The organism is Caulobacter sp. ErkDOM-C, from assembly GCF_048541825.1.
GTDB lineage: Bacteria > Pseudomonadota > Alphaproteobacteria > Caulobacterales > Caulobacteraceae > Caulobacter.
In genome coordinates, this window is record NZ_CP183332.1 from 3,471,122 (window position 1) to 3,497,865 (window position 26,744).

Sequence of the window (26,744 nt, forward strand, 5' to 3'; positions counted from 1 at the left end):
CTTTCGGCGCCATGATCATCGTCGTTCATACGTCATCCAGCGCCGCTAGACTGTCACAATGACCGACATCATTTCTACGCACTATCCGAGCCCGGGCGCCAAGCTCGCCGACCTCGTCGTCCATCTGGCCGGCCTGGCCTGCGCCCTGCTGGGCGGCGGCATCCTGCTGGGCCTGGCGTTCGGCATGGGCGATCTGAGCCGGGTGGCGGCGGTATCGATCTATACGGTCGGGCTGATCCTCATGCTGTCGCTCTCGACGGCCTACAATTTCGCCAAGGTCCGCTGGCAGCCCCTGCTGCGGCGCTTCGACCACGCCGGCATCTTCATTATGATCGCCGCCTCCTATACGCCGTTCACCACCCAGAACCTGACCGGCTGGTGGTCGATCGGCATGACCACGGCAGTGTGGGTGGTGGCCGGGATCGGCGTGCTGGCCAAGCTGCTGCTGCCGGGCCTCGACAAGCGCTTCTGGGTGGGGCTGTACCTGGCCCTGGGCTGGCTGGTGCTGGTGGCCATCAAGCCGATGATCGACGGTCTGTCCTGGGTGGCCCTGCTGCTGCTGGCCATCGGTGGCCTGGTCTATTCGACCGGCACCGTCTTCTATTTGATGCGCCGGCTGAAGTTCCGGCGGGCCATCTGGCACGGCCATGTGATCGGCGGGGCGGGTCTTCACTATGCTGCGGTCCTCGTCGGCGTGGTGCTGACCGGCTCCCACGGGTGAGGGCAGATTGAGCCAACCGCCCGATACCGCGCGAATCTCGATCCAGGCCCTGTTCCGCGACCGCAAGATGCCCGATCCGCTGCGGGGCAAGCGCCTGAACGCGCCCCCGGCCGACAGTCTGGCCGACATCGTCGGCTTTCCGGGCGTGCGCCTGACCGTCGACCAGGCCGACCAGGCCCTGAACGCCGTCGCCGACCGCCTGGCCCCGACCCGCTCGCTGCTGGGCCGCGACGACTTCAACATCCTGGCCCTGTCGGGCGGCGCTTCGGGCGGAGCCTTTGGGGCCGGCGTGCTGACGGGCCTGTCCAAGGCCGGCACGCGGCCTGAATTCGCCATCGTTACCGGGGTGAGCACCGGCGCCCTGATCGCGCCCCTGGCCTTTCTGGGTTCGGCCTGGGACGAGCGCCTGACCGACGCCTATGTCGGCGGCCACGCGGCCGAGCTTCTTAGCCTCAAAGGCTTCGCCGGCGGCCTGGGCCCCAGCCTGTTCAAGGGCGAGGGCCTGGACGCCCTGGTCTCGCCGTTCATCGACGAAGTGGTGATCAATGCTGTGGCCCGCGAGCACGCCCGAGGCCGGCGCCTGCTGATCGCCACCACCAATCTGGACAGTCAGAAGGCCACCATCTGGGACATGGGCGCCATCGCCGCCAAGGGTGGCGAGTCGTCGGTGCGATTGTTTCGCGACGTGCTGATCGCCTCGGCCACCGTGCCGGGCCTGTTCCCGCCCAAGCTGTTCGACGTGGAAGCCGGCGACGTGCGCTATCAGGAGATGCACGTTGACGGGGGCGTGGCTGCGCCGCTGTTCCTGATGCCCGACGCCCTGCTGCACTGGCGCAATCTGGGCAACCGCCTGCGCCGGGGCCGGGTCTACGTGATCGTCAACACCGTGCTGGAACCCTCCCCCCGCTCGACCCCGCCGGGCGTGGCCTCGATCATGGGCCGCAGCTTCGAGACCATGCTGCGCTTTTCCTATCGCCAGGCCCTGAGCCTGGCCTCGGGCTTCTGCGCGCGCCACAATCTGCCGCTCAGCGTAGCCTCGATCCCGTCCAGCTTCGACGGCCTGAACATGCTGAAGTTCGACACCGCGACCATGCGCAGCATCTTCGACGAGGCCGAGCGCCTGGCCGGGGTCAACGCCATCTGGTCCAGCCCCTCGTCGGAACCGACCGGCTGGCGGGGCCTATTCCGGCGTCAGCCCGCGCGGGCTGACATTGATCCGGGGCCGGCCGACGTTCTGGAATAGGCCTCAGGCCTTTTTGAGGTGGCGGGCGCGCAGCTTGTCCACATTGGGCGGATCGCTACGGAAGTCGGACGCCAGGCCCAGGCGGGCATTGCACGACGGGCAGCGGACGGAGTCTTCGTCGGCAAGGTCGGGCGAGGGATCAAAGCGGGCGCCGCACGGCTTGCATTTCCAGTCGCCCACGGCCGGAGGCGGCGGGGGTGGGGGTTCGGGCACGACAGGACGCGCCGGCCGCGCGATGCGCTCCAGCGGTTTTGGGCCTCCGGGCGCGGCGACGCCGCTCTTGAGGCTCAGGATCTTGCGGCGCGGGGGCTCGCTGTCGGTCATGTCGTCAGGCGGTTCGTGGACGGGATCGGCGCTAGCTGCATGATCGCGGCCCGAAACTCAAGCGCAGAGGCCCTACCAGTGCGGTTTCAGGCTGAATGAGAAGGCCACCATCGAGTCCTTCTGGGTGGCCATGCCCATGATGACGTCCTTGGCCTTCATCTCGCGACGGATGTAGCCGACCGACGCCTGCATCGGGCCCTTGCGCCAGGCCACACCGGCCTGGGCGTCGCCGATCAGCTTGCTGTTGACGTCCGAGCTCATGCCGGCCCGGCTCCAGTCGCCGTTCTGGCCGCGCAGCATGTTCAGGCCCACGGCCCGGCCGCTGGCGGCGGCGAACACGTACCAGCGCCCGCGTTGGCCAAAGGCCTCGTCACCGTCGCGCAGACCCAGGGAGTCGCTGACCCGGTCCTCGATATTCTTGCCCAGGCGCACCGTGGCGCCGGCCTCGGCCGAACCGCCTGCGTCGCCAAAACCGAAGCCGGCATGGGGCGAGAAATCCAGGGCGTACTTGCCGGCCGCCAGCTTGACGGCCGAAGGCCAGCCGCGCGTCAGGGTCACGTCGATGTTTTCAGCGTCGAAGGCCTGGGCGTCGGGACGGACCAGGCTCAAAGGCGCGTTGGCGGCGTTGCGAGCCACGGCGGCGACCGACACGCGCACCGAATCCACCGCGCCGCCGTCCGTCTGGCCGACCACGAAGGCGTCCGAGCGCCAGCTCACCGGCCCTCGGCCGTCATAATATCGGTCGGCGTCCAGCAGGCGCACGTCCCCGAAGGTCGCGGCGGGCGAGAGCGCGAACTGCCCCTCGACGCGGGCCTGGGGCGACTCGACCTCGCGCGGCGCGAAGCCAACGGCGGCCGTGTCGGCCGGCTGGACATCCTTGCGGCTCAACTTCAGGGGCTCGGCCGTCGGCGCGCTCAGCTGGAAGCTGGCGCCGGCGGCCCTGTCGGACACCACGACAGTCTTGGAAGGTTTGGACGGAGGGGCCTTGGAGGCCTTCGGCGCGGCGAGGGCGACGGATACGGGCGACCCCGTCATGACCAAGGTCATGACGGTCAGGCAGAGCGCGGAACGTCCCGTTTCTCTGATCCGCACGGCGGATTCCCCGATCCCAGTTGACGTGGAGCCTATCGCGTAATTGGCGACTGTCCAGCGCGACGAAAGCCCGCAGGGTTAACAGCGTGACCCCTAAAGGGTTCCCGAAACGCAAACGGCGGCAAGGGTTTTGCCCTCGCCGCCGCTTAACCATCCCGGAGGTTTCTTCCCCCTATTGGCAGGCGAGGCATTCCTCGTAGTCCGTCTTCTCGACGATATCGAAACCGCCGGTCGGCTCGACCGCGAATTCGGAGCCGGCATAGGAAGCCCGCTGCACAGACTTGGAGCGCAGATAATACAGCGACTTCACGCCGCGCTCCCAGGCCTGCCAGTGCAGCATGTGCAGGTCCCACTTGTCGACATCGCCCGGCAGGAAGATGTTGACCGACTGGCTCTGGCAGATTTCCGGCGTGCGATCGGCGGCCAGTTCGACCACCCAGCGCTGGTCCAGTTCGAAGGCGGTCTTGTAGACGTCCTTGTCGTCCTGGCTGAGGAAGTCCAGGTGCTGGACCGAGCCCTCGTTCTCCAGGATCGTGCCCCACACCGCGTCGGTGTTGTGACCCTTCTCGTCGAGCAGCTTTTCCAGATAGGGGTTCTTGACCGCGAACGAGCCCGACAGGGTCTTGTGCGTATAGATATTGGCCGGGATCGGCTCGATGCCCGCCGAGGTGCCGCCGCAGATGATCGAGATCGAGGCGGTCGGGGCGATGGCCAGCTTGTGCGAGAAACGCTCCATCGAGCCGCGATCGGCGGCGTCGGGGCACGGGCCCTTTTCCTGGCCGATGGTGATCGAGGCCTTGTCGGCCTCGCGACGCAGGTGCTTGAACATCCGCATGTTCCAGCTCTTGGCCAGGGCGCTCTCGAACGGCACGTTCTGGCTCTGCAGGAAGCTGTGGAAGCCCATCAGGCCCAGGCCCACCGAGCGCTCGCGCATGGCGGCGTAAGCGGCGGTGGCGGCGGCGTCCGGCGCCCGGTCGATGAAGTCCTGCAGGACGTTGTCGAGGAAGCGCATGATGTCCTCGATGAACATCGGCTGGTCGCGCCACTCCATGAAGGTCTCGGCATTGACCGACGACAGGCAGCAGACGGCTGTGCGGTCATTGCCCAGGTGGTCGACGCCGGTGTGCAGCATGATCTCGCTGCACAGGTTGGATTGGCGCACGCTCAGGCCCAGCTCGCGCTGGTGCTGGGGCATGGCGCGGTTCACGGTGTCGGAGAAGATCAGATAGGGCTCGCCGGTCTGCAGGCGCAGCTCCAGGACCTTCTGCCACAGGGCCCGGGCGTCGACCTCGCGCAGCACTTCATTGGTCTTGGGCGAGCGCAGGCCAAACTTCAGGCCGTCGCGGACCGCGTGCATGAACTCGTCGCTGATCGAGATGCCGTGGTGCAGGTTCAGGGACTTGCGGTTGAAGTCGCCCGACGCCTTGCGGATTTCCAGGAATTCTTCGATTTCCGGGTGGTGGATGTCCAGATAGACCGCCGCCGAGCCGCGGCGCAGGCTGCCCTGGCTGATCGCCAGGGTCAGGCTGTCCATCACGCGGATGAAGGGGATGATGCCGCTGGTCTGGCCCTGCCCCTTGACCTTCTCGCCGATCGACCGGACAGCGCCCCAATAGGTGCCGATGCCGCCGCCATTGGCCGCCAGCCAGACGTTCTCGTTCCAGACGCTCAGAATGCCGTCCAGGCTGTCGGAGACCGAGTTCAGAAAGCAGGAGATCGGCAGGCCGCGCTCGGCGCCGCCGTTGCTGAGCACCGGGGTCGAGGGCATGAACCACAGCTGGCTCATATAGTCATAGACGCGCTGGGCGTGGTCGGCGTCGTCAGCGAAGGCCGTCGACACGCGGGCGAACATGTCCTGATAGGACTCGCCCGGCAGCAGATAACGGTCTTCCAGGGTGGTCTTGCCGAAATCGGTCAGCAGGGCGTCGCGCGAGCGATCAACCTGGACCTTGCGCACCAGCGCCAATTTCGGACGCTCGGAAACCCGCATGCCCTCGGTGCGACCCTGGGGGAGCGCAGTCGTCTTCGCCGCTTCACTGCCGTTCATGACCAAAATCCATAATCAATCAGCGTATTCCGGAGAAGGAAACGCCCCGCCCAGCCGCTACATCTTGTGGCCGAGGAGCCCCCTCAGCCCACATATGGGGCCACAGCGGCTAATGACTCGTCAACGCCCCGCCAGCGAGTTTTTCGTTAACAAGCTGTGAACGGCTCCAACTTAGCGGGCAGGATCAAGGGGTTGCCCACGCGAACTTTTTTCAGCTGCGACAGACCGTCACAAGCCGGGTCAAGCGATCCGCCCCCGGACTTCGACATCCGCCCACAGCTTGGTCCCTGGGCGCCCTGAGGCGATCACGCGCGGGTCCTGGGGGCGTTCGGCAGGATCTGGCCCGCACAACCCGCCGCCATCCTGCTGGACGGCCTACAGCGCAAAAGAAAAGGGCCCGGCGTCGCCGCCAGGCCCTTCCCAGATCAGATTGATCTAGATCTTAGAAGTTGATCGAGATCGTGGAACGGCGGTTCAGCGGTTCCTTGACACCATCGCCGGTGGCGACGGCAGGAGCGCTTTCGCCCTTCCAGTCGACGGCCACGGCCGTCGAGGCGACGCCCATGCCGACCAGCGAGTCAGCAACGGCCTTTGCACGACGCTCCGACAGGCGGGCGTTGTACTTGGGCGAACCGGACGTGTCGGTGTGACCGACGATGACCAGCTTGGTCGCCTTGCCCGCATTGGCGTAGTTCGCAGCTTCCGAAACCACCGACTGGGCTTCCGGCGTCAGCACGTACTGATCGAACGGGAAGTAGACGATGAACTCGCGAGCCTCATACGCCGGCGGAGGCGGCGGGGGAGGCGGCGGGGGCGGAGGCGGGGGCGGCGGGGGGGGAGGCGGCGGCGGGGGCGGCGGGGGCGGCGGGGCCGGCGGGGCGGCGAAGGAGTAACGGAGACCGACGGTCACCGATTGGTCCTTGTATTCGCCACCGAACGCGCCGGGCTGCAGAGCGCCCGAGCCTTGCGACTGCCACTTGTGATCGTTGGCGGCGGCCAGGTAGCGGTAGGTGAAATCGATCTTCAGCTTCTCGGTCGCCTTGATCGAGGCGCCGGCGATGGCTTGCCACGAGAGCGACAGGTCATCGTCGTCAACGGTCAGGTTCTGGATGGCGGTGTTGCCAGCCGTAACCGTACCGACGCCGCTGAACTGGCCCAGGGCCTTAACGTCCAGACGGTTCAGGCCAAGGCCCGCGCCGATGAAGGGGTTGATCCAGGCGTCCGGGGCGAAGTCGTACAGGACGTTCGCCATCAGGGTCCAGGAATCGATCGAGCCGTCCGGCGAGCCGCACTTCGGGGCGGCCGCAGTGCGGATCACGCCGGGGGTGCAGAGGCCACGGGGCTGCTGGCGAACGGCGTTGCCGCGAACCGAGGTCAGGTCGCCGGGGCGATAGCCGCCTTCGAGTTCAGCGCGCCAGTTCGGGGTGAACTGGTAGCCCAGACGGACGAAGCCGGTCCAGTCGCTGTCCGAGGCCCACTCATAGTGATAGGTGGAGCCATCCGGAGCAACCGCGTCGGACTCGGTCTTCATAGCGGTCGGGAAGTGGTAGCCCAGATCGACCGCGCCGTACCAGCCGGTCTCTTGAGCGGAGACGCCCGACGCGGCGCAAACCGCAGCCAGAGCGACTCCCGCCAGGAGTTTGAATTTCATATCAAGAGCCCTCTATTGCCCTGCTCCGGCCGAAAACGACCGAGCATCGTTATACCAAGGCGAACGTCCCGGGAAAGTGTCAGCAAAGCCACACTCGTCAGGTTTCGCTGACCTGGATATTTGCTCCAGGAAGCCAAACAAGACCGCCCCACAAAATCAACTTCCGAGCGTATCGGCTGAAATCTTCCGCAGACAACGCCAGTCTTTTGGTTCGCACGTGAAACCGGGTCGCGCAAGGGCTTGGTGCATGAAAAGGTGGCGCTTTGTCGCAGTACGGCCACACCTATGCTGTTCTTCCCGCGACACGGGAAGTTTCGGCCAGGCACGACCCGGGGCGCCCGCCGGGGTCAGCAGACTTTGCGCAGCCGGGCTTGGCCACGGCGATCAAGCGCCTGAGACAAGGTCTCGCTAGCGCAGCGACGCGTCCCTCAGCCGCCGGCGACGACCGCCCAGGGCGTCGGGACGGTTCAGCACCTTGCGGTACTCGTCGCGGCGCTCGTGGATCGAGGCGATGACCAGACCCATCGGCACACCGATATCGACCAGCACCGCCTCGGACAGTTGCAGGCTGGCCTCGATGGTCTCGGGCACGGCGTCGGTCGCGCCCAGTTCATAGAGCCGGGCGGCGTGGCGGGCGTCACGAGCGCGGGCGACGATGGACAACTCGGGACGGGCGCCGCGCGCAGCGGCGACCACCGCCTCGGCGGCCTCCGGCGCGTCCATGGTCACGACCACCGCCCGGGCGGTGGCCAGTCCACAACGCTCAAGCAGCTCCAGTCGCGAGGCGTCGCCATAATAGATGCGGCTGCCATCGCGGCGCCCCTGCTCTACCAGCCGGGCGTCGCGCTCGACGGCGATCCAGGGCAGGTCGTGGCGGCCCAGCATCTCGCCCACCAGCTTGCCGACCCGGCCATAGCCGATCACCAGCACCTGGCCCGAAGGCTCAGGACCGACCCGATCGGGCTCATCGGCCTGGCCTTGACCAAGGGGTGCTTCGGACGTCTTGGCGACGGCGACCTTGCGCCCCAGGCGCGCGCCCAGGGCGGCCAGGACCGGGATCAGGAACATGGTCAGGGTGGCCGACACCAGCACCGCCTGGCCCACCGCGCGCGGCACGACCTGCGCGCCCATGGCGTTGTCGAGAATGACGAAGGCGAACTCGCCGCCGGCCGCCAGGATCAGGGCCGCCTCGGCCGAGGCCTTGGTCCCCAGCTTCATGGCCAGGCCCAGGCCGAACACCATGGCCGCCTTGACCACCAGCAGGCCGATGGCGACGCCCAGGATCAGCACGGGCTTGGCGACCAGCAGCGACAGATCCAGGCGAATGCCCAGCGACACGAAGAACAGGCTCAGCAGTAGGCCCTTGAACGGCTCGATCTTGACCTCGACCTCGTGGCGGTACTCGGTCTCGGCCAGCAGCACCCCGGCTACGAAAGCGCCCAGGGCCATCGACAGGCCCGACAGCGCGCTGACCATGCCGGCGCCGATGATCACCAGCAGGCAGGCGGCCATGAACATCTCTTCGCTCTTGGCCTTGGCGACGGACTTCAGCATCGGCCGCAGGGCCAGCCTGCCAACCAGCACGATAGCGCCCAAACCCGCAGCCGCCGGGAGCAGCGCCACCAGGTCCTTGAGCACGAACGCCCCGTCGCCCCGACCCAGGATGGTCAGGGTGATCAGGATCGGGGCCACGGCCAGGTCCTGGAACAGCAGCACCGAGAAGGTCGCCCGTCCGCCGTCGGAATGCAGCCTGCGCCGCTCGGCCAGCACGGGCACGGCGATGGCGGTCGAGGACAGGGTCAGGGCCGCGCCGATGGCCAGGGCGGAAACCGGGGGTTGGCCCAGGGCCATGGCCCCCAGGCCCAGGGCGATCGAGCAGCCGATCATCTGGGCCGCGCCCAGACCGAACACCAGCTTGCGCATCAGTCGCAGGCGCTCCCACGACAGTTCCAGCCCGATCATGAACAGCAGGAAGACGACGCCGAACTCGGCCAGCTGGGCGATTTCATCGGGATTGTCGACGGTGATGTAATCGAGCCAGGGGGCCACGTGGATGAAGCGGCCCAGGCCGAACGGCCCCAGGATCACCCCGGCCAGCAGGAAGCCCAGGATCGGATTGATCTTCAGCCGCTTGAAGATCGGCGCGACGACGCCCGCGGTGGCCAGGAACAGGACCAGGTCCTTGTAGTCCGCTGGTGAAACCTCGTGCTGCACGCGCGCTCCTCTTCTTTATTTAGTCCGATTGCTTGAGCCTGACGCCCGCTCCGGCGTCGCCGGCTGCGATCAACGCGACACCGCCCGCCTCGATCGCCTCGATCAGCAGACGTTCGGTGCTATGGTGCAACGCATGACGCGCGGTTTCGAAGTCCTTGATCGTGCTGCGCGACACGCCCGCCCGGTCGGCGAGATCGCCCTGTGACCAGTTGAGCAGGCCGCGGGCGCCCCGGCATTGCGCTGGGAGAAGAATTTTTGCGTGTGGCATTTGACGAACCTGGCCGATATCGACCATATTGGTTGAATACAACCAAATGCGTTGAAAGTCAAGCAAGGCCCGGCGTGCCAAGGCTTAGCCGGCTTGTTGTCCAGGGCCGTAAACGGCGCTCCGTGCTCGGGGCCCGCAGCTTGCCCGCAGCTTGACTGTATCGACACTCCAAGTAGCGTCGCAGGCCAATGACGCAGGGCGAGGACGCGCGATGTATGGCCTGACCGAGATGCTGATCAGCGCCGCCCGCAGCAGGCCACACTCGCCCTCCACCACGTTCAACGGAACGACCCGGACGTGGAGCCAAACGCAGGGGCGTGTGGCACGGCTGGCGGGCGGCCTTGGCGCCCTGGGCGTTCGTTCCGGCGACCGGGTCGCCATCCTGGCGCTCAACAGCGACCGCTATACCGAGTTCCTCTCGGCCGTCTGGTGGGCCGGCGCCGTGGTCGTGCCGATGAATATCCGCTGGACCGTCGAGGAAAACGCCTACTCGCTGCGCGACAGCGGGACCCAAGTGCTGTTCGTGGATCGCGCCTTCGCGGGCGTGGCGGCGGAATGCCGGTCCACATGTCCGGACCTTGAGCATGTGGTGTGGAGCGACGACGGCCCGGCGCCAGAGGGCCTGCTCCACTACGAGGACCTGATCACCGCCCATGACCCCGCGCCTGACGCCGGGGCTGGCGGGGAGGATCTGGCGGGCCTCTACTACACGGGCGGAACGACGGGCTTTCCCAAGGGCGTGATGCTTCCGCACAGGGCGCTTTGGTACAACAATCTGGTCTGCGCCATGGCGCTGGGCGTCGGACCCGACGATGTGGTCCTGCACGCCGCCCCGATGTTCCACATGGCCGACAGCTGCCTGGGCGGAGGGGCTTCGATCATGGGCGCTGCCCATGCCTATGTTCCCAGGTTCGACGCCGAGGCGGTCATGGCCGCGATAGAGACTCGCGCCGTCACCCACACGGTCATGGTGCCCACCATGATCGCCATGCTGCTGCAGCATCCGGCGTTCGCCACCGAGCGGCTGCGGTCGCTACGCGCGATCGGCTATGGCGGCTCGAGCATTTCGCGCGGCGTGCTGGCCGAAGCGCTCGTCAAGCTGCCCCATGTTCGCTTCGTTCAGATCTATGGCCAGACCGAGATGGCGCCGGTCATCACCGCCCTGCCTCCCGAGGACCACGTTCTGGAGGGACCGCGCGCCGTCCGGCTTGCCTCGGCGGGACGGCCCGCCCCGGGCTGCGAAGTCCGCATCGTCGACGAGGCTGGTGCCGAGGCCGCGCCCGGCGAGGTGGGCGAGATCGTCGCGCGAAGCCCCGGCATGATGCACGGTTACTGGAACCAGCCCGAGCAGACCGCCACGGCGATCCGCGACGGCTGGGTACATACCGGCGACGGCGGCTATCAGGACCCGGATGGCTACATCTTCATCGTCGACCGCCTGAAGGACATGATCGTCACCGGCGGCGAGAACGTGTTCAGCGCCGAGGTCGAAAGCGCGATCTCTACCCATCCGGCCGTCGCCCAGGTCGCCGTCATCGGCGTGCCGTGCCCGCGCTGGGGCGAACAGGTTCACGCCATCATCGTGCCCCGCTCGGGCCATGCGCCCACCGAGGACGAGGTCCTGGCGCACTGCGAGCCCTTGCTGGCCAATTACAAGCGGCCGCGCGGCATCACGATCCGGATCGAAGCTCTGCCGCTGTCGGGCGCGGGCAAGATCCTGAAGCGCGAGCTACGAGCCCCGTTCTGGGACGGCCAGACCCGCAACGTGAACTAGAGCCTGATCATTCAACCAAAGATCATCGCGCTCTAGCCCCTTAAGTAGCCACCCGCCACCACCTCACCACAGCCCCCGATTGACCCTCGTCCCGCCACGCCCTAGTCAGCCATCGCAATGACCGCCCGTCGCGCCAGATCCGGCCCTACCCTGCTCGTCGCCCTGTTGGCGGCGCTCGCGGTGCTGGCCCAGACCCTGGTTCCGGCGGTCGCCATGGCCCGCTCGACCAGCGCGGGCGAGGCGATCATCATCTGTACGGCCGACGGCGCCAAGCTGGTCAAGGTGGGCGGCGATGAGCCGGCTCCCGCCAAGATCTTCGGCGGCTTCAAGTGCGGCCAGTGCGTGGCCGCCAGCCTGGCCGCCATCACCCCCGACCCCGCCGCCACCATCGCGCCCGTGCGCTATGCCGTCCGCCTGGAAGTCGCCGTCGTGCGCACCCTGGGCGTTCGCGGCCATGCCCGCGCGCCGCCCCGTCCGCCCGGACAAGGGCCACCGAGCTTCCTGAACGCCTGACCCAAAGCCTGCGCTGCGGCTTACGCCGCCGCGCGCCTCGTCACGTTTTCAGGACTACAGTTTCCATGACCGTCACCTTCCGCCGCGCCCTCCTGCTGGGCGCCGCCTCCCTTTGCCTGTCGCCTGCTGCTCACGCCGCCGACACCGTCCAGACCCACATCGACTCGGTGCTGGTCACCGCCCGCCCCGATCCCGAAGACCCGCCCGCCGTGGCCCAGGCCCGCAAGCGCCTGTCGGAAACCCCCGGCGCAGTGGCCGTGATCTCGTCGGAAGCCTATGCCAACCGCTTCGCCCTGGGCCTCAACGACACTGTCCGCGACGTGCCCGGCGTGTTCGCCCAGAAGAAGTTCGGCGAGGACACCCGCCTGTCGATCCGGGGTTCGGGCATCGGCAATTCCAACCACAATCGCGGAACCCTGCTGGCCCAGGACGGCGTGCCGCTGAACGAGGCCGACGGCTATGGCGACTATCAGCTGATCGACCCGCTGCTGGCCCGCTACACCGAGGTCTACAAGGGCGGCAACGCCCTGCGCTTTGGCGGGGCCCTGCTGGGCGGGGCGATCAATTTCGTGACGCCGACGGGTAGGACGGCCGGCGCCGACAATCTGGTGCGGGTCGAGGGCGGCTCGTTCGGCACGGCCCGCCTGCATGGCGAGGTCGCAAGGCAGTTCGGCGACAATGACGTCTTCGTCGGCGCCACCCTGATGAACGCCGACGGCTGGCGCCAGCAGAGCAACAGTTCGGCCGCCCGCCTGTCGGCCAATATCGGCCACAGCTTTGGCCAGGACCGCGAGGTGCGCCTGTATGTCAGCGGCGCGGACCTGCGCCAGCAGATCGCCGGCTCCCTGACCCTGGCCCAGGCCCTGAACAGCCCGGAAAAGGCCGCCGCCGGCAATCTGGCCAACAATTACGGGCGCAACATGCGCAACGCCCGGGCCAGCGTGCAGACCACCTGGCGCCTGTCCGACACCACCGTGTTCGAAGGCGGCGTCCATGCCGCCTGGCGTGATCTGGACCACCCGATCTTCCAGGTCATCGACCAGGAAAGCCGCAACTTCGGGGCCTTTGGACGGCTGGACTGGACCGGCGAACTGGGCGGCCACGCCGCCGACCTGTTCGCGGGCGTATCGTACCGGATCGGTGATCTGGACGCCCGCCAGTGGCTGAACCTGCGCGGCTCCAAGGGCGCGGCCCAGGCCTTTTCGCGGCAGAATGCGGAAGCCCTGGACGTTTTCGCCGAGGGTCGCTTCTTCGTCACCCCGCGCGTCGCCGTGGTGGCCGGCGCGACCTACGGAACGGCCAAGCGCGACTACCGCGCCTACAAGCTGGCGGGCGTCGCATCGACCTTCGACCTAACCGCCAGCCGCGACTATGACTGGCTGGCCCCGCGCGTTGGCCTGCTGTTCCAGATCGACCAGGACAGCCAGCTGTTCGCCAACCTGACCAAGTCGGTCGAGCCGCCCAATTTCGGAGCCTATTCGCCGTCCGCCGCCGCCGGCTTCGCGCCCGTGGTTCCGCAAAAGGCCTGGACAGGCGAGATCGGCGCGCGCGGCCGCAAGGGCGCCTTCGCCTGGGATCTGGCCCTCTATCGCGCCGAGCTGAAGAACGAGCTGCTGAGCTTCGTGGTCGATCCCGCCCACCCGGCCGCCACCTTCAACGCCGACGACACGGTGCATCAGGGCCTGGAAGCGGGCCTCGACTGGCGGTTCAACAAGCGCCTCCGCCTGCGCCAGACCTGGGCCTGGTCGGACTTCCACTTCGAGGGCGACGCCCAGTACGGCGACAACACCCTGCCGATCGTGCCGGAGCACCTGTACCGCGCCGAGCTGAAATACGAGCACCCGGCCGGCTGGTTCGTGGCGCCGGCGCTCGAGTGGTCGCCGCGCGGTCCGTTCGTCGATTTCCGCAACAAGGTCCGCGCACCCGACTACGCCATCGCATCCCTGGGGGCCGGCTATAGCCGCGACGGGGTGACGGTGTTCGTCGATGCGCGCAATCTGTTCGACAAACGCTATGTCGCCACGGTCAACCCGCTGGCCAATCCGGCCTCGGTCACGGCGGCGAGCATCGAAAACACGGCCGCCTTCTGGCCGGGCGAGGGACGCGGCGTGTTCGTCGGCGTCTCGGGCAAGTTCTAGGAGTTCTCATGCGCAAGATCGCCCTCACCCTCCTGGCCCTCGCCGCTCCCCTGGCCGCCCCCCTGCCTACCCTTGCCCACGTGGTCGCCGCGCCAGACACGGCCCGCGCCGGATCCTATGCCGCCGTCGCCTTCCGGGTGGGCCATGCCTGCTCGGCGGGCGACGCCACCCTGAAGGTCCGCATCGAGATCCCGCCCGGTGTGGTCTCGGCCCGGCCCCAGCCCAAGCCGGGCTGGACCTATGAGATCGAGCGCGAGCCCGGCGCCGATCCCAGGGCCGCGCCGTCGGCGGTGACCTATGTCGGCCGCCTGCCCGATGAGGCGTTCGACGACTTTCCGCTGCTGATGAAACTGCCCGCCGCCGGTGACACCCTGGTGTTTCCCGTGATCCAGACCTGCGAGAGGGGCGAAAGTCAGTGGACAGAAGTTCCTTCCGCTGAGGCGCCGGACGAGAAGCTTTCCCGCCCCGCCGCCACCCTTCGCCTGATCCCCGACGCCGCCGCCTCGGCCGGCCATAAACATTGATCCTGGAGAGCCCCATGCGCACCGCACGCTTCCTGGCCCTAGCGGCCGTTCTCGCCTTTACCCCTCCCGCCATGGCCGGCGACTACAAGGTCGGCGCCCTGACGATCGGCAATCCATGGACCCGCCCGGCCATGGCCAGCATGAACGGGGTCGGCTTCATGACCATCGCCAATGCCGGTGCCAAGCCGGTCAAGCTGGTCAGCGCCGAAAGCCCCCTGGCCGGCGTGGTCGAGATCCATCGCTCGGCCATGGCCAATGGCGTGATGACCATGCGTCGCCAGGACGAGGGCGTGACCATCCCGGCCGGCGGCTCGGTGGCCTTCGCGCCGGGCGGCTATCACTTCATGCTGCTGGGTCTGAAACAGCCCCTGGCCCAGGGGCAAAAAGCCCCCATAACGCTGGTCTTCGACAATGGCCGCCGCGCCGCCGTCGAGCTGACCGTGCAGAGCGCCGCGCCCCCGGCCTCGCAAGGATCGATGGGCGAACACCAGCACCACTAGCCACCCATTCTGGCTGGACATGACAAATTTGTAAGGGAGCAAAACTTCCACGGCGGGGCAGATTGCGGCCAGCTCACACCAACGGATACGACTTCCATGAAACGAGTTTGGTTCGCCGCCGCCGCCGTGGCCGCGCTTTCCCTTTCGGCCTTCGGCGCCCAGGCCGGCGAGGACCATCTGTGCCTTGACGACGCCTGCACGACCCAGGCCCTGTTCGCCGCGCCCCTGCTGAATGGGGCTTCGGAAGGCGCGGCCGGCGACCTGACCTCGCTGGAGTCGCCGCGCTACGGCGCGTGGGGCTTCGACACCTCGGGCATCGACGGCAGCGTCAAGCCGGGTGACGACTTCTACAAGTGGGCCAATGGCGGCTGGGACGCCCGCACCGAGATCCCGGCCGACCGCACCCGCTATGGCAATTTCGACAAGCTGTCGGAACTGTCCGAAGCCCGCACCCGCGCCATCATCGAGGCCGCCGCCGCCAACACGGCCGCCGCGGGCGACAGCGCCAAGGTCGGCGCCGCCTATCGCGCCTTCATGGACGAGGCCGCCATCGAGGCCCTGGACGCCAAGCCGATCGCGCCCTACCTCGCGCAAATCAAGGCCGTGAAGAGCAAGGACGCCTTCACCGCCCTGATGGGCCAGAGCAGCGTCGCGCCGTTCACCAGCCTGCTGGGCCTGGGCATCCAGACCGACGCCAAGAACCCCAAGGCCTATGCCGTCTATGCCGGGGCTGGCGGCCTGTCCCTGCCCGACCGCGACTATTATCTGGACGCCAAGTTCGCCGACAAGAAGACCGCCTATCTGGCCTATGTCGAACAGATCCTGACCATGGCCGGCTGGGACAAGCCCGCCGACCACGCCAAGGCCATCGTCGCCTTCGAAACCCGGCTGGCCGAGGTCACCTGGACCCGCGCCGAGCGCCGCGACCGCGACAAGACCTACAACCCCGCCACCCTGGCGGAATTGCAGGCCATGACGCCGGGCTATGACTGGAACCGCTATCTGGCCGGCTCGGAGCTGCCCAAGGTTGACCGCTTCGTGGTCACCACCAACACCACCTTCCCGAAGTACGCCAAGATCTACGCCGAAACCCCGGTGGAGACCCTGAAGGCTTGGCAGGCATTCAAGGTGACCGACGACGCCGCGCCCATGCTGTCCAAGCGCTTCGTCGACGCCAGCTTCGCGTTCCGCAACAAGACCTTGTCGGGTCAGCCCGAGCAGCGCCCGCGCTGGAAGCGCGGCGTGGCCCAGGTCAACGGCATTCTGGGCGAAGCGGTCGGCAAGGACTATGTGGCGGCCTATTTCCCGCCGGAGTCCAAGGCCAAGATGCTGGACCTGGTGGCCAATATCCGCTCGGCCATGAAGACTCGCATCGACAATCTGGACTGGATGAGCGCCGAGACCAAGGTCAAGGCCCAGGACAAGCTGACCAAGTTCACCGTCAAGATCGGCTATCCCGACGTTTGGGAAGACTATTCCAAGCTCGAGATCAAGGACAACGACGCCTATGGCAACGCCCAGCGCGCCGGCGTCTGGGCCTGGCGCGAGGATGTCGAGCGTCTGTTCAAGCCGGTCGACAAGACCGAGTGGGGCATGACCCCGCAGACGGTCAACGCCTATTACAACTCGGTCAATAACGAGATCGTCTTCCCGGCCGCCATCCTGCAGGCCCCGTTCTTCCACCCCGACGCCGACCCGGCCATCAATTATGGCGGTATCGGCGGGGTGATCGGCCACGAGATCGGCCACGGCTTTGACGACCAGGGCCGCAAGTCCGACGGCGACGGCGTACTGCGCGACTGGTGGACGGCCGAAGACGCCGCCAAGTTCAAGGCCCAGGCCGACCGTCTGGGCGCCCAGTACGGGGCCTTCGAGCCGCTGCCGGGCATGAAGCTGAACGGCCCGCTGACCATGGGCGAGAACATCGGTGACATGGGCGGCCTGGCGTTCGGGCTGGACGCCTATCACGCCTCGCTGAACGGCAAGCCGGCTCCGATTCTGGACGGCCTGACCGGCGACCAGCGCATCTATCTGGGCTGGGCCCAGGTGTGGCGCCAGAAGCAGCGGGACGAGGCTCTCAAGCAGCAGGTCACCAGCGGCCCGCACTCGCCGGCCTATTATCGCGTCAACGGCACGATCCGGAACCAGCCCGGCTGGTACAAGGCCTTCGACATCAAGGCGGGCGACAAGCTGTATGTCGCGCCCGAAGAGCGCGTGAAGATCTGGTAGGCGCACCCACAGGACTGAAAATTGAAGGGGTCGGCGCGCACGCGCCGGCCCCTTTTTCCTGACCCCGACGCCGAGCCGCCGGCGCCGGCCTCGCCCGTCTCGATGACCGTTCGAGCTACCCGGCCTTGGCCTTGTCCCGCAGCGACAGGCAGTAGCCGAATGTGACCGCTATCCCAGCCAGGACCGCGCCGCTCCCGCCGGCGACCGCCATCGGGAACGGGGCGAACGCCCACAGACCGGCATAGACCAGCCCGCTCAACACCAGCGACCAGGCCGCAACCCGCCTGGCCTCGCGGCCCCGCGCGCTGGGGACGAAGGTCTTGGGCAGCCGGTTGCCGGTCCAGGCGATCATCAGGCCGCTGGCGCCCAGGACCAGCCGTAGGGTGGTATCGTGGTCGATATAGCCCTGCTTGCGGGCGAAGGACGCGACGAGCGCCAGGACAAGAATGCCGCCACCCCAGGCGAAGTCTCCGATCAGATCCTTGTTCATCGCGCAGTCTCCTCCTTGGGCGCCGGCGCATCTGCGCCGAGGCCGAACGAATGGACGAAGCCCAGCAGCGCCTCTTCGAGCACCGAAAGCTTCAGGTGATAGATGACGGACTTGCCGGCCTTTTCGGCGTGGACCAGGTCAGCCTCCTTCAGCACCGCGAAGTGCGCCGACATGGTCGGCTTGGAGACCTCGAACTGGTCGCTGAGCGCGCCGGCGCTCATCGGCCCCCTGCGCAGAAGCTGCAGCACCCGCCGGCGGGTGGGATCGGAAAGGGCTCTGAACACCTGGCTCATGATGAGATAATTAGCTAATCATCAAAATGAGTCAAGGGCGCCTACAGAAGCCGCCCCTGCAGCCACAGGATCGCCGGATAGACCGCCAGCCAGGTCCAGAAGAAGCGGTTGAGGCCGAACAGGCAGGCATTGGCCAGATGGAAGGTCCCGGCGATCGCCAGCCCGACGATCAGGGTATCGCGCGACAGCAGGGTCAGGGGAAAGGCTAGCTCGAACAGCATCACCGCCCACGACATGACCAGCAACAGGCGCGGTCGATCGGCCAGGCGGCGCAGATCCTCGCTGACCGGATAGGCCGAGAACCGGAACACGTCGGCTAGGGCGCGGCCGCTGCGCCAGTCTGGATTGACCACCTTGACCCAGCCGGAAATGAAATAGGACAGCATCAGCTGCAGGCCCAGATAGCCGAAGACCAGCTCCTGCAGGGCCGGCGTCGGCATCAGCCGCGACAGGGTCAAGCACCACAGGGCCAGCAGGCCCATGCGATCGCTGCCACCATTATAGGGCCCCTGGAAGCGCTGTAGGGTCAGCAGCGACAGACCGGCCAGGCCCAGCAGTCCGGCCAGATCGACCGCCGGCCAGGGCGAAGCCGCGCCCAGGATCACCAGACCGCACAGCCCGATCCGCGCCAGGAACAGCGGCCGGTCGGCGCGAGGGCCGCTCAGGTGCTCCAGGCTCTGCTGGATCAGAGCCAGGGCCAGCAGGGCCTCGGTCAGGCGGGCGGCGCTCTCCAGGGTCATGGGGCGAGGGTCATCGGGCGGCGATGTCCGCCAGCCGGCGCGGAGCCGACTGGAACAGCACCTCGCGCTGGATCGCCTCGTCTTCGCGGCTGACGAAGACCAGACGGAAGCTCAGCCAGTCGCCGGTCGGGGCGCTGGCCAGGAGATCGGCGGAGAGGCGCGTGAAGATCTCGTCCTGGCTATGGTCGGTGGGCGCGTTGATCAGCCGCTCGGCACAGCTGACCAGGAACAGCGTTTCGTTCCAGCGCGGATTCCAGATCAGCCGGGCCAGCAAGGTCCGCGCCGACACCCGCTGGGGCCGGGGGCGAAACTCGACCCAGCCGCCGTCGGGGAGGGCGGAGGAGCCGGTCAGGGCGTATTCGATGCGCGGCGAGGGCGCGATCACGTCGAAGAAGTTCCACGACGGGATCAGCGCCGGCAGCAGGAGGCCCAGGGGCTTCAAATGAGGTCCCTCCTCCGCAGGCGGGCGAATCGACCGGTGGGTCGTCCGGCGCAGAGCGATCATCTTCGGCCTTGGGCCCGATCCGCAATGGCGCCTGTGGTCGCTGCCGTCGACCGGCGCTGACTTTTTTACTTTTTCGTCAAATATAGAAACTGGAGCCCAGATACACCAAACCCGCCGCGGGGGATAATCGCGACGGGCTGGCTATTTCTCGATCATTCGATCTAGGCGGGCGTTTCCTCCCCGAAACGCCGAAGGAAGGGAGCTCTCTGATGGGCTCTGTTCTTCCTTGCAAGCGTTAGAAACGTCATAATTGGGGCGGTGTCAACGCAACAAGGCCTATTTCTGCAACGGTTTGAGCTTTTTTTGACGGCCCGGACGTAGTTTGGACGCGCCAGTCAAACTTATCACTGATCTCTCAGGTTATTTTTGACGGATAAGTCAAATATTACCTCTGAGGCGAGTGGCCAGTTGGTCCAGCACCCGCGATCGGGACTCAAACACATAGTCGGGACGCGACACGGTGACCGGCTCGACCCCTGCAGCGGCCAGGGCGGCGGCGGCGTCGAACAGATCGGCCGTGGCCAGCAGGGCGCCGTTGGTCCGGCGCGATCCGCCCCGGGCGACAAAGGCGGCGACGGCGGTCTGGGCCAGGTCGTCCTGCTCGGCGGGCCAGACCAGGGTGGCCAAGGTGCGGGCCCGGCCCTTGGCCTCGACCACCGCCAGCAGGCGCTGCAGGCTGCCCAGCTGCTCGGGCGACCAGTCGGTGATCAAGGATGCGGTCAGCTGGGCCTGGCTTTTCAGGATCACGCCGTCGGTCAGGATCTTCAGGCCGTTGGCCGCCAGGGTCGCGCCGGTGGTGGTGATGTCGACCACCAGCTCCGCCGCTCCGGCCGCCGGAGCGCCCTCGGTGGCGCCACTGCTCTCGACGATGCGGTAGTCAGCCACGCCGTGGCGGGCGAAGAAGGCCCGGGTCTGGGTCACATATTTGGTCGCAACGCGCAGGCGGCGGCCGGTGCGGGCCAGATGGGCGTGCCCGACCTCGTCGATATCGGCCATGGTGTCGACATCCAGCCAGCTCTTGGGGGCGGTGACCACCAGGTCGGCGCGGCCAAAGCCCAGGGCGCGCAGCAGCATCACCCGGCTGTCCATGTCGTCGCCACGCTCGCGCAGCAGATCTTCACCCGTGACGCCCAGGTGCAGCTCGCCGGCGTCGAGGCCGGCGGCGATGTCGCCGGCTGACAGCAGGCGCACCGACACGCCCGGCAGGCCCGACAGCTCCGCCGAATAGCCGCGCGAACCGCCGGTCATTTCCAGCTTGAAGCCGCATTCGGCCAGCCAGGCCTCGACCTGCTCTTTCAGGCGACCCTTGGAGGGGATGGCGAAGATCATCTGCCCACTCTGTCCTTGCGAGCTCATTCGCCGCCTCCCGCATAGGCTCGGGCCGGGCGGACCATGCAGCCCACCGCGCCCGTCTTTCGTTCCGCGCCAAGACGCGCGGGAAGCCCGTCATAACGACCGCCGGCCGCCACGGGCCGCTCGTCGCCGAGGGCGGCGCTGCGCACTTCGAAGAGGTAGCCGTCGTAATAGCCGAACGCCCTGCCGAACGAGGCGGTCAGCACCATGCGATCCTCCGGCACGCCGCCCGCGACCATGCCGGCCAGGCGCGAGCGCCAGCCGTCCAGGGCCGCGTCCAGCGCCTCGCGTTGCGGGCCGGCGAGAGCGGAGATGGCGTCCAGGGCCTCGCCCGGACGGTCGCTGACCGCGAGGAAGGCCCGGACCACATCGGCCTGCTCAGCTGACAGACGACCGGCCTTGGCAGCCTCGGCGCGTTCGACCAGGCGGTGGGCGATCTCGGCGGGGCGGCGACCGCCGACCGGCTCGATGCCGGCCAGGGACCACAGTTCCTGCAAGACGGCGGAAGCCTCGCCCTCGGGCAGGCCGGCCAAGAGCGCCGCAATCCGGCTCTGCTCGGCGCTGGCCTCGACACCGCCTTCAAGTTCGACCTTCAGCTGGCGCGGCCGGGTGAAGGCGCGCTTCAGGCGCACGGCCAGAGGCGGCGCCAGGTCCAGCGTATCGATGAAGGCGCCGAAGAGGCCCACATCGCCCAGCACCAGCGACAGGTCCGCGCGTCCGCCGGCGGCCGACGACGCCCAGGCCAGGGCCGCGATCTCGGCGTCGGCGGCGACCGGGTCGCCGGCCTCGAAGGCCTCGACGCCGATCTGCAGGAACTCCTCGGCCCGGTCGCTGCCGCGCGGCGCGACGCGGAAGGCCTTGCCGTCATAGAGATAGCGCCCCGAAGCGGCCCCCGCCTCGAGGTGGGCGCGGGCGATGGCCACGGTGAAGTCGGGGCGCAGGCAGGCCTCCTCCCCCCCGTCGCCGGACACCACGAACAGCCGCGAGCGCATGGCCTCGCCGGCCAGGTCCAGCAGCAGGCCCAGGGGCTGCAACACCGGCGCGTCGGTCAGCACGGCCCCGGCCGCCAGTAGCGGCGCGCGGATGGCGTCCAGCGCGTCGGCCGGAATGGAACGCTCGAGCCTCATGCCTCAGCCCTCAATGATCTTGCGGACAGCGGCCACCAGCTCGCCGCGCGGGATCGTCTGCTGGCCGGGACGCTCGGCCTTCCAGGCGGCGTTGTCGGCCACGCCGGAGGCCAGCTCGCGGCCCAAATCGAGGTCCTTGATCGTCACCGTGCCGGCCGCGATCTCGTCTCCGCCCAGCATGATGGCGGCCGGCGCCATCCGGCGGTCGGCATATTTCATCTGCGGCCGCATGCCCGAGGTTCCCAGATAGACCTCGGCCGGGATGCCGGCGTTGCGCAGGTCGGCGGCGACCGAGAAATACTCGCCCATGTGGGCCTGGTCGAAATTGATGATCACCACCGGCCCCCGCGCCGTCCCGCCGGGCTCGCGCCCCGCCGCCCGCAGGGCCGAGGCCAGGCGCGAGACGCCGAACGAGAAGCCCGTGGCCGGCACGGGCTGGCCGGTGAACCGCGCGATCAGGTCGTCGTAGCGCCCGCCGCCGCCGATCGAGCCGAACGAGACCTTGTTGCCCTTCTCATCCAGGGTGGACAGTAGCAGCTCGGCCTCGAACACCGCGCCGGTATAGTATTCCAGCCCGCGCACGATCGACGGCTCGAACATCGCCTGGTCGTCGGCGACCCCCAGGCTCTTCAGCGCCGCGTCGATCAGGGCCAGCTCATTGAGCCCCTCGTCGCCCTCGGCCGAACCGCCGATGACATTGGCGATCTTGCTGAGCGTCTCCGAGCGCCCGCCAGTACCGCCCATTGGCCCGGCCTGGACGAAGTCGACCACCGCGTCGATGGCCTTGCCCACCAGGCCCGCGCCCTTGGTGAAGGCGCCGCTCTCGTCCAGCCGGCCCTCGCCCAGCAGCAGGCGCACGCCCTCGACGCCCAGGCGGTCCAGCTTGTCGACGGCGCGCAGCACGGCCAGCTTCTGGCCGCCGGTCTCGACCCCGGCCGAGGTCAAAAGGCCGTTCAGCAGCTTGCGATTATTGATCCGCAGCACGGCCGAGCCGCGCGGCAGGCCGGCGGCTTCCAGACCCGCCACGGCCATGGCGATGATCTCGGCGTCGGCCTCGGGCCGGGCCGAGCCCACCGTGTCGGCGTCGCACTGGATGAATTCACGGAAGCGGCCGGGGCCGGGCTTCTCGTTGCGCCACACCGGGCCATAGGCATAGCGGCGGAACGGCTTGGGCAGGGTCTCCCAGTGCTGGGCCGCAAAGCGGGCCAGGGGCGCGGTCAGGTCGTAGCGCAGCGCCATCCACTGGTCGTCGTCGTCCTGCAACGCGAACACGCCCTCATTGGGACGGTCGCTGTCGGGCAGGAACTTGCCCAGGGCGTCGGCATATTCGAAGGCCCCGGTGTCCAGCGCCTCGAAGCCGTGCCGCTCATAGACCTTCGACACCGCCTCCAGGATGGCGCGCTCGGCCCGCAGGTCGCGGGCGCGCTTGTCGGCGAAGCCGCGCGGGGCGCGGGCTTCGGGGCGGAAGGTGTCTGCGGGCTGGTCGGTCATGTCGCGGCGTCGATCCTAGGAAGTCAGGTCTCGACGGATGGCGCTTTTCAGCAAGCCCCATCCGCCTTGGGCGGGGCTCTGGCTGGGTGCTGGCTTTAGAGCGAGCGGACCCGGCCGATCCCGCGAGGCGAGGTCGGATGGTGGTGGCGGCCGTGATGGTGCGGCGTGCGGGTCATTGCGGGCGGGCTATAGCGCAGGGAGGAGGATGGGGGAAGGGCGCGAGGGCGCTACCGGCTACTCTTGTTATACTTTTACAAAAGCCTTCGCTGCTTAGCCATGCAATTGACCAGTAGAAAGGTCTGCCAACTCTCGTTGGCAGACCTTTCAGGGCATTGCCCTCATTGGTAACGACTTAGGTGCGCGGCCAGCGGCGGACGTGAGCACAAACGTGCTCGGTCCTACCAAAGCGCACACGGAAGTAGTCGATGACATGGACAACCATGATCGGACTCCTGTGTTCGTGTTGTGGGTTGAAATCCACCTCGCGAAGTGAGAGTCTCGGCTTGCTTAGGGCATGAGAGCTCCCGCAGTGCGCTGCGGTTCACATGTTTAGGGGTCGCTGCAGCAATCTGCGGCGGCCCTGAACCTTCGGCTCTGAAGCCGGTTTTTCCTTACATTCTGACCCTTATGCGCTCCTCCCTTCACGGTGGAATTCTCAACTACGCGAGAATTCTAACATAGCGCCGCCGAGAGTTCAAGACTCCGGACTCCGTTAACCATAAAATTGGACTCGACCGCTTTTTTGACGGACTCGCCGGTCAAAAATCTTAGAATTTTCATATTTCGAGTGCTATAAAGTGGCGTCGGGGTGGCGGGGAGTATGACGATGGATCCCATTCTTGAGAGTGCGCTAAGAAGGCGCGAATTTCTAAAGTCCGAACTTGTCAGAATTCAAGAAGACCTTGAAAAAATTGAGGAATTTATAAGGATTGGTGTTCGCCTAGCGGAGGACTCCGCTCCTCAGACTTTACTTCTGCCGCTCGATCCACCCTCTCTCGACGCGGAAAAATCGCCCAAAATGGGCGACGGAGTCCATAAGTCTTCCGAAATGGAAGCTGTGCCTCATTCGCCGCGTAGACCCAGAACGCGAGCCAATCCCAAGCCAGCAGTCGTCATGTCAGAAGTTTTGAAAATTCTGGGGGAAGTGGATCAGCCGCAGACACGAAGCGAACTGCTTTCAACGCTGCGTGAACGTGGAATCCATATCGACGGGCACGATCCGGCTAAGGTGCTGGGCACCAACATCTGGCGCTTCATGAATCGCACCAACACCATTGCCCAGTCTGGAGAAGGTTACTGGTTGGCAGACCGACCATTGCCGGAATGACGCGAACCCGGTTCGCCTCCAGATCCCATCCCCTTCGAGCGATAGAGCGGTCTGGCGAAGGCAGGTGAAGCGAGCGGCGCCCTTTCTATAGGACTTTCGGCCCCTCATCCGGCCGGTTCGCAGCAGCCTTCTCCCGCAAGTGGAGAAGGAATGAGAACGGCCTGCGCCTTCGCAAGCCCTTCCCCCGGCAGCACACTCCTCCTTACATCTCACGGCGAGACGATCGCGGGTCTGGGCAGGTCACTCAAGGACGGCCCCTGCGGGGCCGCCGCCTCGCGGCGACGCGAGAGCGTCGTCCTTGACTGACCTGCCCAGACCCGCACGCTGCAGCCTCCAGGAGATGTAAGGCTGGCTCCGACCTTGGGCGGTCGGGGCGGGACGCCGGGCCAACCCTTAAAACTCCCGTCATTCCGAGCCTTTGGCTCGGGAGCCCTGTTTCAGCTGAACCGTGAAGCGCCAGCGAGGTGCGCGCGCACCTCGCCCCTCCTCCACCTGCGGCGGCACGAGAGGTTCCCGCCACAAGGGCGGGAATGACGGAAGGTTTGGGGGGCGGGGCGGTCGGCGTACCTGAAGGCTCGGAATGACGGTGAATTAGAGCCGTGGCGTTGGGGGGTGCCCAACTTCCCCGCCGCCGATCATGTCCGGCCGGGTGCTGAGGAAGAAGTCGCGGCGGTGGGTGAAGAACTCGGCCGCCACGTCGAGGGCGGCGATGATCACCCGCATCATGGAATAGTGCGGCCCGTTGGGCGGCAGGTTGCGCAGCTGGTCGATACAGGCCTGACGCGCCGGGCGCAGGCCGTCGAAGAAGCGCTCCGGGTCGGGTATGCCGGCGCGGCCGTTGCGCGGGCTCATGGGTTGCACACACGGCGAGGCGCGCGCCGGCGGGGGCGTTGGGTCGGCATGAAAGGCTCCTTGGTTCGCGCTTTGTTCTCCCTCCGGCGCGCGTTGGAGTCAATCGACCACGGCGGGACGCGCTCGCGAAACCCTCTCTCATAGAGAGAGGGAGGGGCCCGCCGCGAAGCGGTGGGAGGGTGAGAGGTTTCACCGTCTGCCGGGAACCCCCATCCCTGCGGTGGAAAGCCTTCAAGGATGGGGGCCAGGCTTTGGTGCTGAAGCGGGCGCCTGCCAGCCCTGGAGCCATAGCCGACGACGGCCTGTCGGCGCTCAGTTCGGGGAGGGTGTAGCCTCTCACCCTCCCACCGCCTGCGGCGGTGGGCCCCTCCCTCTCTCCATGAGAGAGGGGTTCCGAATTACCCTCTATCCCCATACCCCCACGGGGATATCCCCTCCCCGCTGCCAAGGATTTCAACGCCCTAAGCCCCGAAACCACCGTCACGATGACAATCTCATCCACCCCTTCCAAACCGCCCCCATACTGAGTCTCGCCTCGTCACCGGGGAGGACGTCCAGCTGGCGATCTGACGGGTGATGGGGGCGGTCGAGCGGGTAGCGCCCGTCGGTCGTCGTTGAAGGCCCGATGGGGTCTGGTGGAGCGGGGCGGTCCTTGCGGGGGTCGAACGTGATGAAGCCGGGCCCGGACCGCCGGGAACTCCCTTTGGCGACGCCTGGACGACGCGCGCCAGGCGCGGGCTGAAATCGCCCGCGCGGTCCGGATCGGGGTCGTCTGCCCGGTCCGCCCGCCGGAGGCCTCTTTCGGAAGCGGGTTAAAACCCCGCGCCCCGAGGGCTTTCGTCCACCGGCCGCGCGGAGCGCCCGTACGTGTCGAAACGGTATTCTCCAAATCCAGATCCGGGCGCGCCCGGACGCTCCGCCGCCTCCCCACCTCGCCGGGCCTTCGCTCGGCGGACGACGCGAACCTGTGTCCTGTCTTCAGGCGGGGTGCGCCGTTCATCCCCTCATCCTGCGGAGATTTAGCCATGAGCAAGTTCAGAGACACGCCGCCCCTGCCGCCCGGCCAGGCGACCGATGACAAGGTGATCGCCTTCCCGGCCAGCGGCGAGATGACGCTGGAACAGCGCAAGGCTGAGCTGGCGGCGTTCGACCGCGCGGCCAGCGCCGAACTGATGCTGCGCATCAAGTACAGCACGCTGAAGAGCACCCTCGACACGATCGACCGCTACGAGCCCGTGCCGGATGACTGGCGGGCCAGGCTGCTGGCGCGGGAGGCGGAGGAGGACGGCAAGGATCTGTGATTGCCCCCTTCCCCCTTTGATGGGGGA

Annotated in this window: 24 protein-coding genes; 10 read left to right on the forward strand and 14 right to left on the reverse strand. The window is 67.3% G+C overall.

Annotation, left to right across the window (positions count from 1 at the left end; all coding sequences use genetic code 11):
- The first annotated feature begins 58 nt into the window (after nt 1–58).
- Together trhA and ACN2C8_RS16775 are read left to right on the forward strand one after the other, a co-directional pair.
- Nucleotides 59–721, forward strand: a complete 663-nt coding sequence (trhA, locus tag ACN2C8_RS16770; RefSeq protein ID WP_419253172.1) for a PAQR family membrane homeostasis protein TrhA — start codon at nt 59–61, stop codon at nt 719–721.
- 67 nt (nt 722–788) lie between these two features.
- Nucleotides 789–1,964, forward strand: a complete 1,176-nt coding sequence (locus ACN2C8_RS16775) for a patatin-like phospholipase family protein (protein ID WP_419255906.1) — start codon at nt 789–791, stop codon at nt 1,962–1,964.
- Nucleotides 1,965–1,967: 3 nt separating this feature from the next.
- On the opposite strand, the gene ACN2C8_RS16780 is transcribed toward ACN2C8_RS16775, so the two are convergent.
- From ACN2C8_RS16780 to ACN2C8_RS16805, 6 genes are all read right to left on the reverse strand, one after another.
- Nucleotides 1,968–2,288: a hypothetical protein gene (locus ACN2C8_RS16780; RefSeq protein ID WP_419253173.1), complete on the reverse strand. Its 321-nt coding sequence runs from the start codon at nt 2,286–2,288 to the stop codon at nt 1,968–1,970.
- Nucleotides 2,289–2,360: 72 nt separating this feature from the next.
- Nucleotides 2,361–3,239: a lipid A-modifier LpxR family protein gene (locus ACN2C8_RS16785; protein ID WP_419253174.1), complete on the reverse strand. Its 879-nt coding sequence runs from the start codon at nt 3,237–3,239 to the stop codon at nt 2,361–2,363.
- Nucleotides 3,240–3,552: 313 nt separating this feature from the next.
- Nucleotides 3,553–5,433 carry a ribonucleoside-diphosphate reductase subunit alpha gene (locus ACN2C8_RS16790; protein ID WP_419253175.1) on the reverse strand — a complete coding sequence of 627 codons (1,881 nt, stop codon included), beginning with the start codon at nt 5,431–5,433 and terminating at the stop codon, nt 3,553–3,555.
- 436 nt (nt 5,434–5,869) lie between these two features.
- Nucleotides 5,870–7,078, reverse strand: coding sequence for an OmpA family protein (locus tag ACN2C8_RS16795; RefSeq protein WP_419253176.1), 1,209 nt, complete (start codon nt 7,076–7,078; stop codon nt 5,870–5,872).
- A gap of 408 nt (nt 7,079–7,486) precedes the next feature.
- Entirely contained in the window at nt 7,487–9,292 is a 1,806-nt protein-coding gene (locus tag ACN2C8_RS16800) for a cation:proton antiporter (protein WP_419253177.1), read from the reverse strand.
- 19 nt (nt 9,293–9,311) lie between these two features.
- The gene (locus ACN2C8_RS16805; protein ID WP_419255907.1) at nt 9,312–9,560 is read right to left on the reverse strand and encodes a helix-turn-helix transcriptional regulator; all 249 of its coding nucleotides are present in this window, start codon (nt 9,558–9,560) and stop codon (nt 9,312–9,314) included.
- Nucleotides 9,561–9,771: 211 nt separating this feature from the next.
- Here ACN2C8_RS16805 and ACN2C8_RS16810 point away from each other — a divergent pair, with 211 nt between their 5' ends.
- The 6 genes from ACN2C8_RS16810 to ACN2C8_RS16835 all read left to right on the forward strand — a co-directional run bounded on the left by ACN2C8_RS16810 (nt 9,772) and on the right by ACN2C8_RS16835 (nt 17,238).
- Complete coding sequence (locus ACN2C8_RS16810; protein ID WP_419253178.1) at nt 9,772–11,334, forward strand: long-chain-fatty-acid--CoA ligase; 1,563 nt, start codon at nt 9,772–9,774, stop codon at nt 11,332–11,334.
- 117 nt (nt 11,335–11,451) lie between these two features.
- Entirely contained in the window at nt 11,452–11,847 is a 396-nt protein-coding gene (locus tag ACN2C8_RS16815; RefSeq protein WP_419253179.1) for a DUF2946 family protein, read from the forward strand.
- 65 nt (nt 11,848–11,912) lie between these two features.
- Entirely contained in the window at nt 11,913–13,985 is a 2,073-nt protein-coding gene (locus ACN2C8_RS16820) for a TonB-dependent receptor family protein (protein WP_419253180.1), read from the forward strand.
- Between the two features lie 8 nt (nt 13,986–13,993).
- Nucleotides 13,994–14,509, forward strand: a complete 516-nt coding sequence (locus ACN2C8_RS16825) for a YcnI family protein (RefSeq protein ID WP_419253181.1) — start codon at nt 13,994–13,996, stop codon at nt 14,507–14,509.
- Between the two features lie 14 nt (nt 14,510–14,523).
- Nucleotides 14,524–15,009 carry a copper chaperone PCu(A)C gene (locus ACN2C8_RS16830; RefSeq protein ID WP_419253182.1) on the forward strand — a complete coding sequence of 162 codons (486 nt, stop codon included), beginning with the start codon at nt 14,524–14,526 and terminating at the stop codon, nt 15,007–15,009.
- 96 nt (nt 15,010–15,105) lie between these two features.
- Nucleotides 15,106–17,238 carry a M13 family metallopeptidase gene (locus ACN2C8_RS16835; RefSeq protein ID WP_419253183.1) on the forward strand — a complete coding sequence of 711 codons (2,133 nt, stop codon included), beginning with the start codon at nt 15,106–15,108 and terminating at the stop codon, nt 17,236–17,238.
- A gap of 115 nt (nt 17,239–17,353) precedes the next feature.
- Here the strand turns inward: ACN2C8_RS16835 and ACN2C8_RS16840 are convergent, their stop codons facing one another.
- The 7 genes from ACN2C8_RS16840 to hisS all read right to left on the reverse strand — a co-directional run bounded on the left by ACN2C8_RS16840 (nt 17,354) and on the right by hisS (nt 23,237).
- Nucleotides 17,354–17,728 carry an ammonium transporter gene (locus ACN2C8_RS16840; protein ID WP_419253184.1) on the reverse strand — a complete coding sequence of 125 codons (375 nt, stop codon included), beginning with the start codon at nt 17,726–17,728 and terminating at the stop codon, nt 17,354–17,356.
- On the reverse strand, nt 17,725–18,021 hold the full coding sequence (locus tag ACN2C8_RS16845) for an autorepressor SdpR family transcription factor (protein ID WP_419253185.1): 297 nt from the start codon (nt 18,019–18,021) through the stop codon (nt 17,725–17,727). The genes ACN2C8_RS16840 and ACN2C8_RS16845 overlap by 4 nt, the downstream gene beginning before the upstream one ends.
- A 41-nt stretch (nt 18,022–18,062) precedes the next feature.
- Nucleotides 18,063–18,761: an HTTM domain-containing protein gene (locus ACN2C8_RS16850; RefSeq protein ID WP_419253186.1), complete on the reverse strand. Its 699-nt coding sequence runs from the start codon at nt 18,759–18,761 to the stop codon at nt 18,063–18,065.
- Between the two features lie 10 nt (nt 18,762–18,771).
- On the reverse strand, nt 18,772–19,203 hold the full coding sequence (locus tag ACN2C8_RS16855; RefSeq protein ID WP_419253187.1) for a hypothetical protein: 432 nt from the start codon (nt 19,201–19,203) through the stop codon (nt 18,772–18,774).
- 441 nt (nt 19,204–19,644) lie between these two features.
- Nucleotides 19,645–20,622: an ATP phosphoribosyltransferase gene (hisG, locus tag ACN2C8_RS16860; RefSeq protein ID WP_419253188.1), complete on the reverse strand. Its 978-nt coding sequence runs from the start codon at nt 20,620–20,622 to the stop codon at nt 19,645–19,647.
- The gene (locus tag ACN2C8_RS16865; protein WP_419253189.1) at nt 20,619–21,746 is read right to left on the reverse strand and encodes an ATP phosphoribosyltransferase regulatory subunit; all 1,128 of its coding nucleotides are present in this window, start codon (nt 21,744–21,746) and stop codon (nt 20,619–20,621) included. Before ACN2C8_RS16865 ends, hisG begins: the two co-directional genes overlap by 4 nt.
- Nucleotides 21,747–21,749: 3 nt before the next feature.
- Entirely contained in the window at nt 21,750–23,237 is a 1,488-nt protein-coding gene (gene hisS / locus ACN2C8_RS16870; protein WP_419253190.1) for a histidine--tRNA ligase, read from the reverse strand.
- A gap of 826 nt (nt 23,238–24,063) precedes the next feature.
- Here hisS and ACN2C8_RS16875 point away from each other — a divergent pair.
- A complete protein-coding gene (locus ACN2C8_RS16875; RefSeq protein ID WP_419253191.1) occupies nt 24,064–24,564 on the forward strand; it encodes a hypothetical protein in 501 nt (166 codons plus the stop codon).
- Between the two features lie 591 nt (nt 24,565–25,155).
- Here ACN2C8_RS16875 and ACN2C8_RS16880 read toward each other — a convergent pair.
- Complete coding sequence (locus tag ACN2C8_RS16880; protein WP_419253192.1) at nt 25,156–25,416, reverse strand: hypothetical protein; 261 nt, start codon at nt 25,414–25,416, stop codon at nt 25,156–25,158.
- A gap of 1,025 nt (nt 25,417–26,441) precedes the next feature.
- On the opposite strand from ACN2C8_RS16880, the gene ACN2C8_RS16885 reads away from it, so the two are divergent.
- Complete coding sequence (locus ACN2C8_RS16885; protein ID WP_419253193.1) at nt 26,442–26,717, forward strand: hypothetical protein; 276 nt, start codon at nt 26,442–26,444, stop codon at nt 26,715–26,717.
- Nucleotides 26,718–26,744 lie beyond the last annotated feature (27 nt).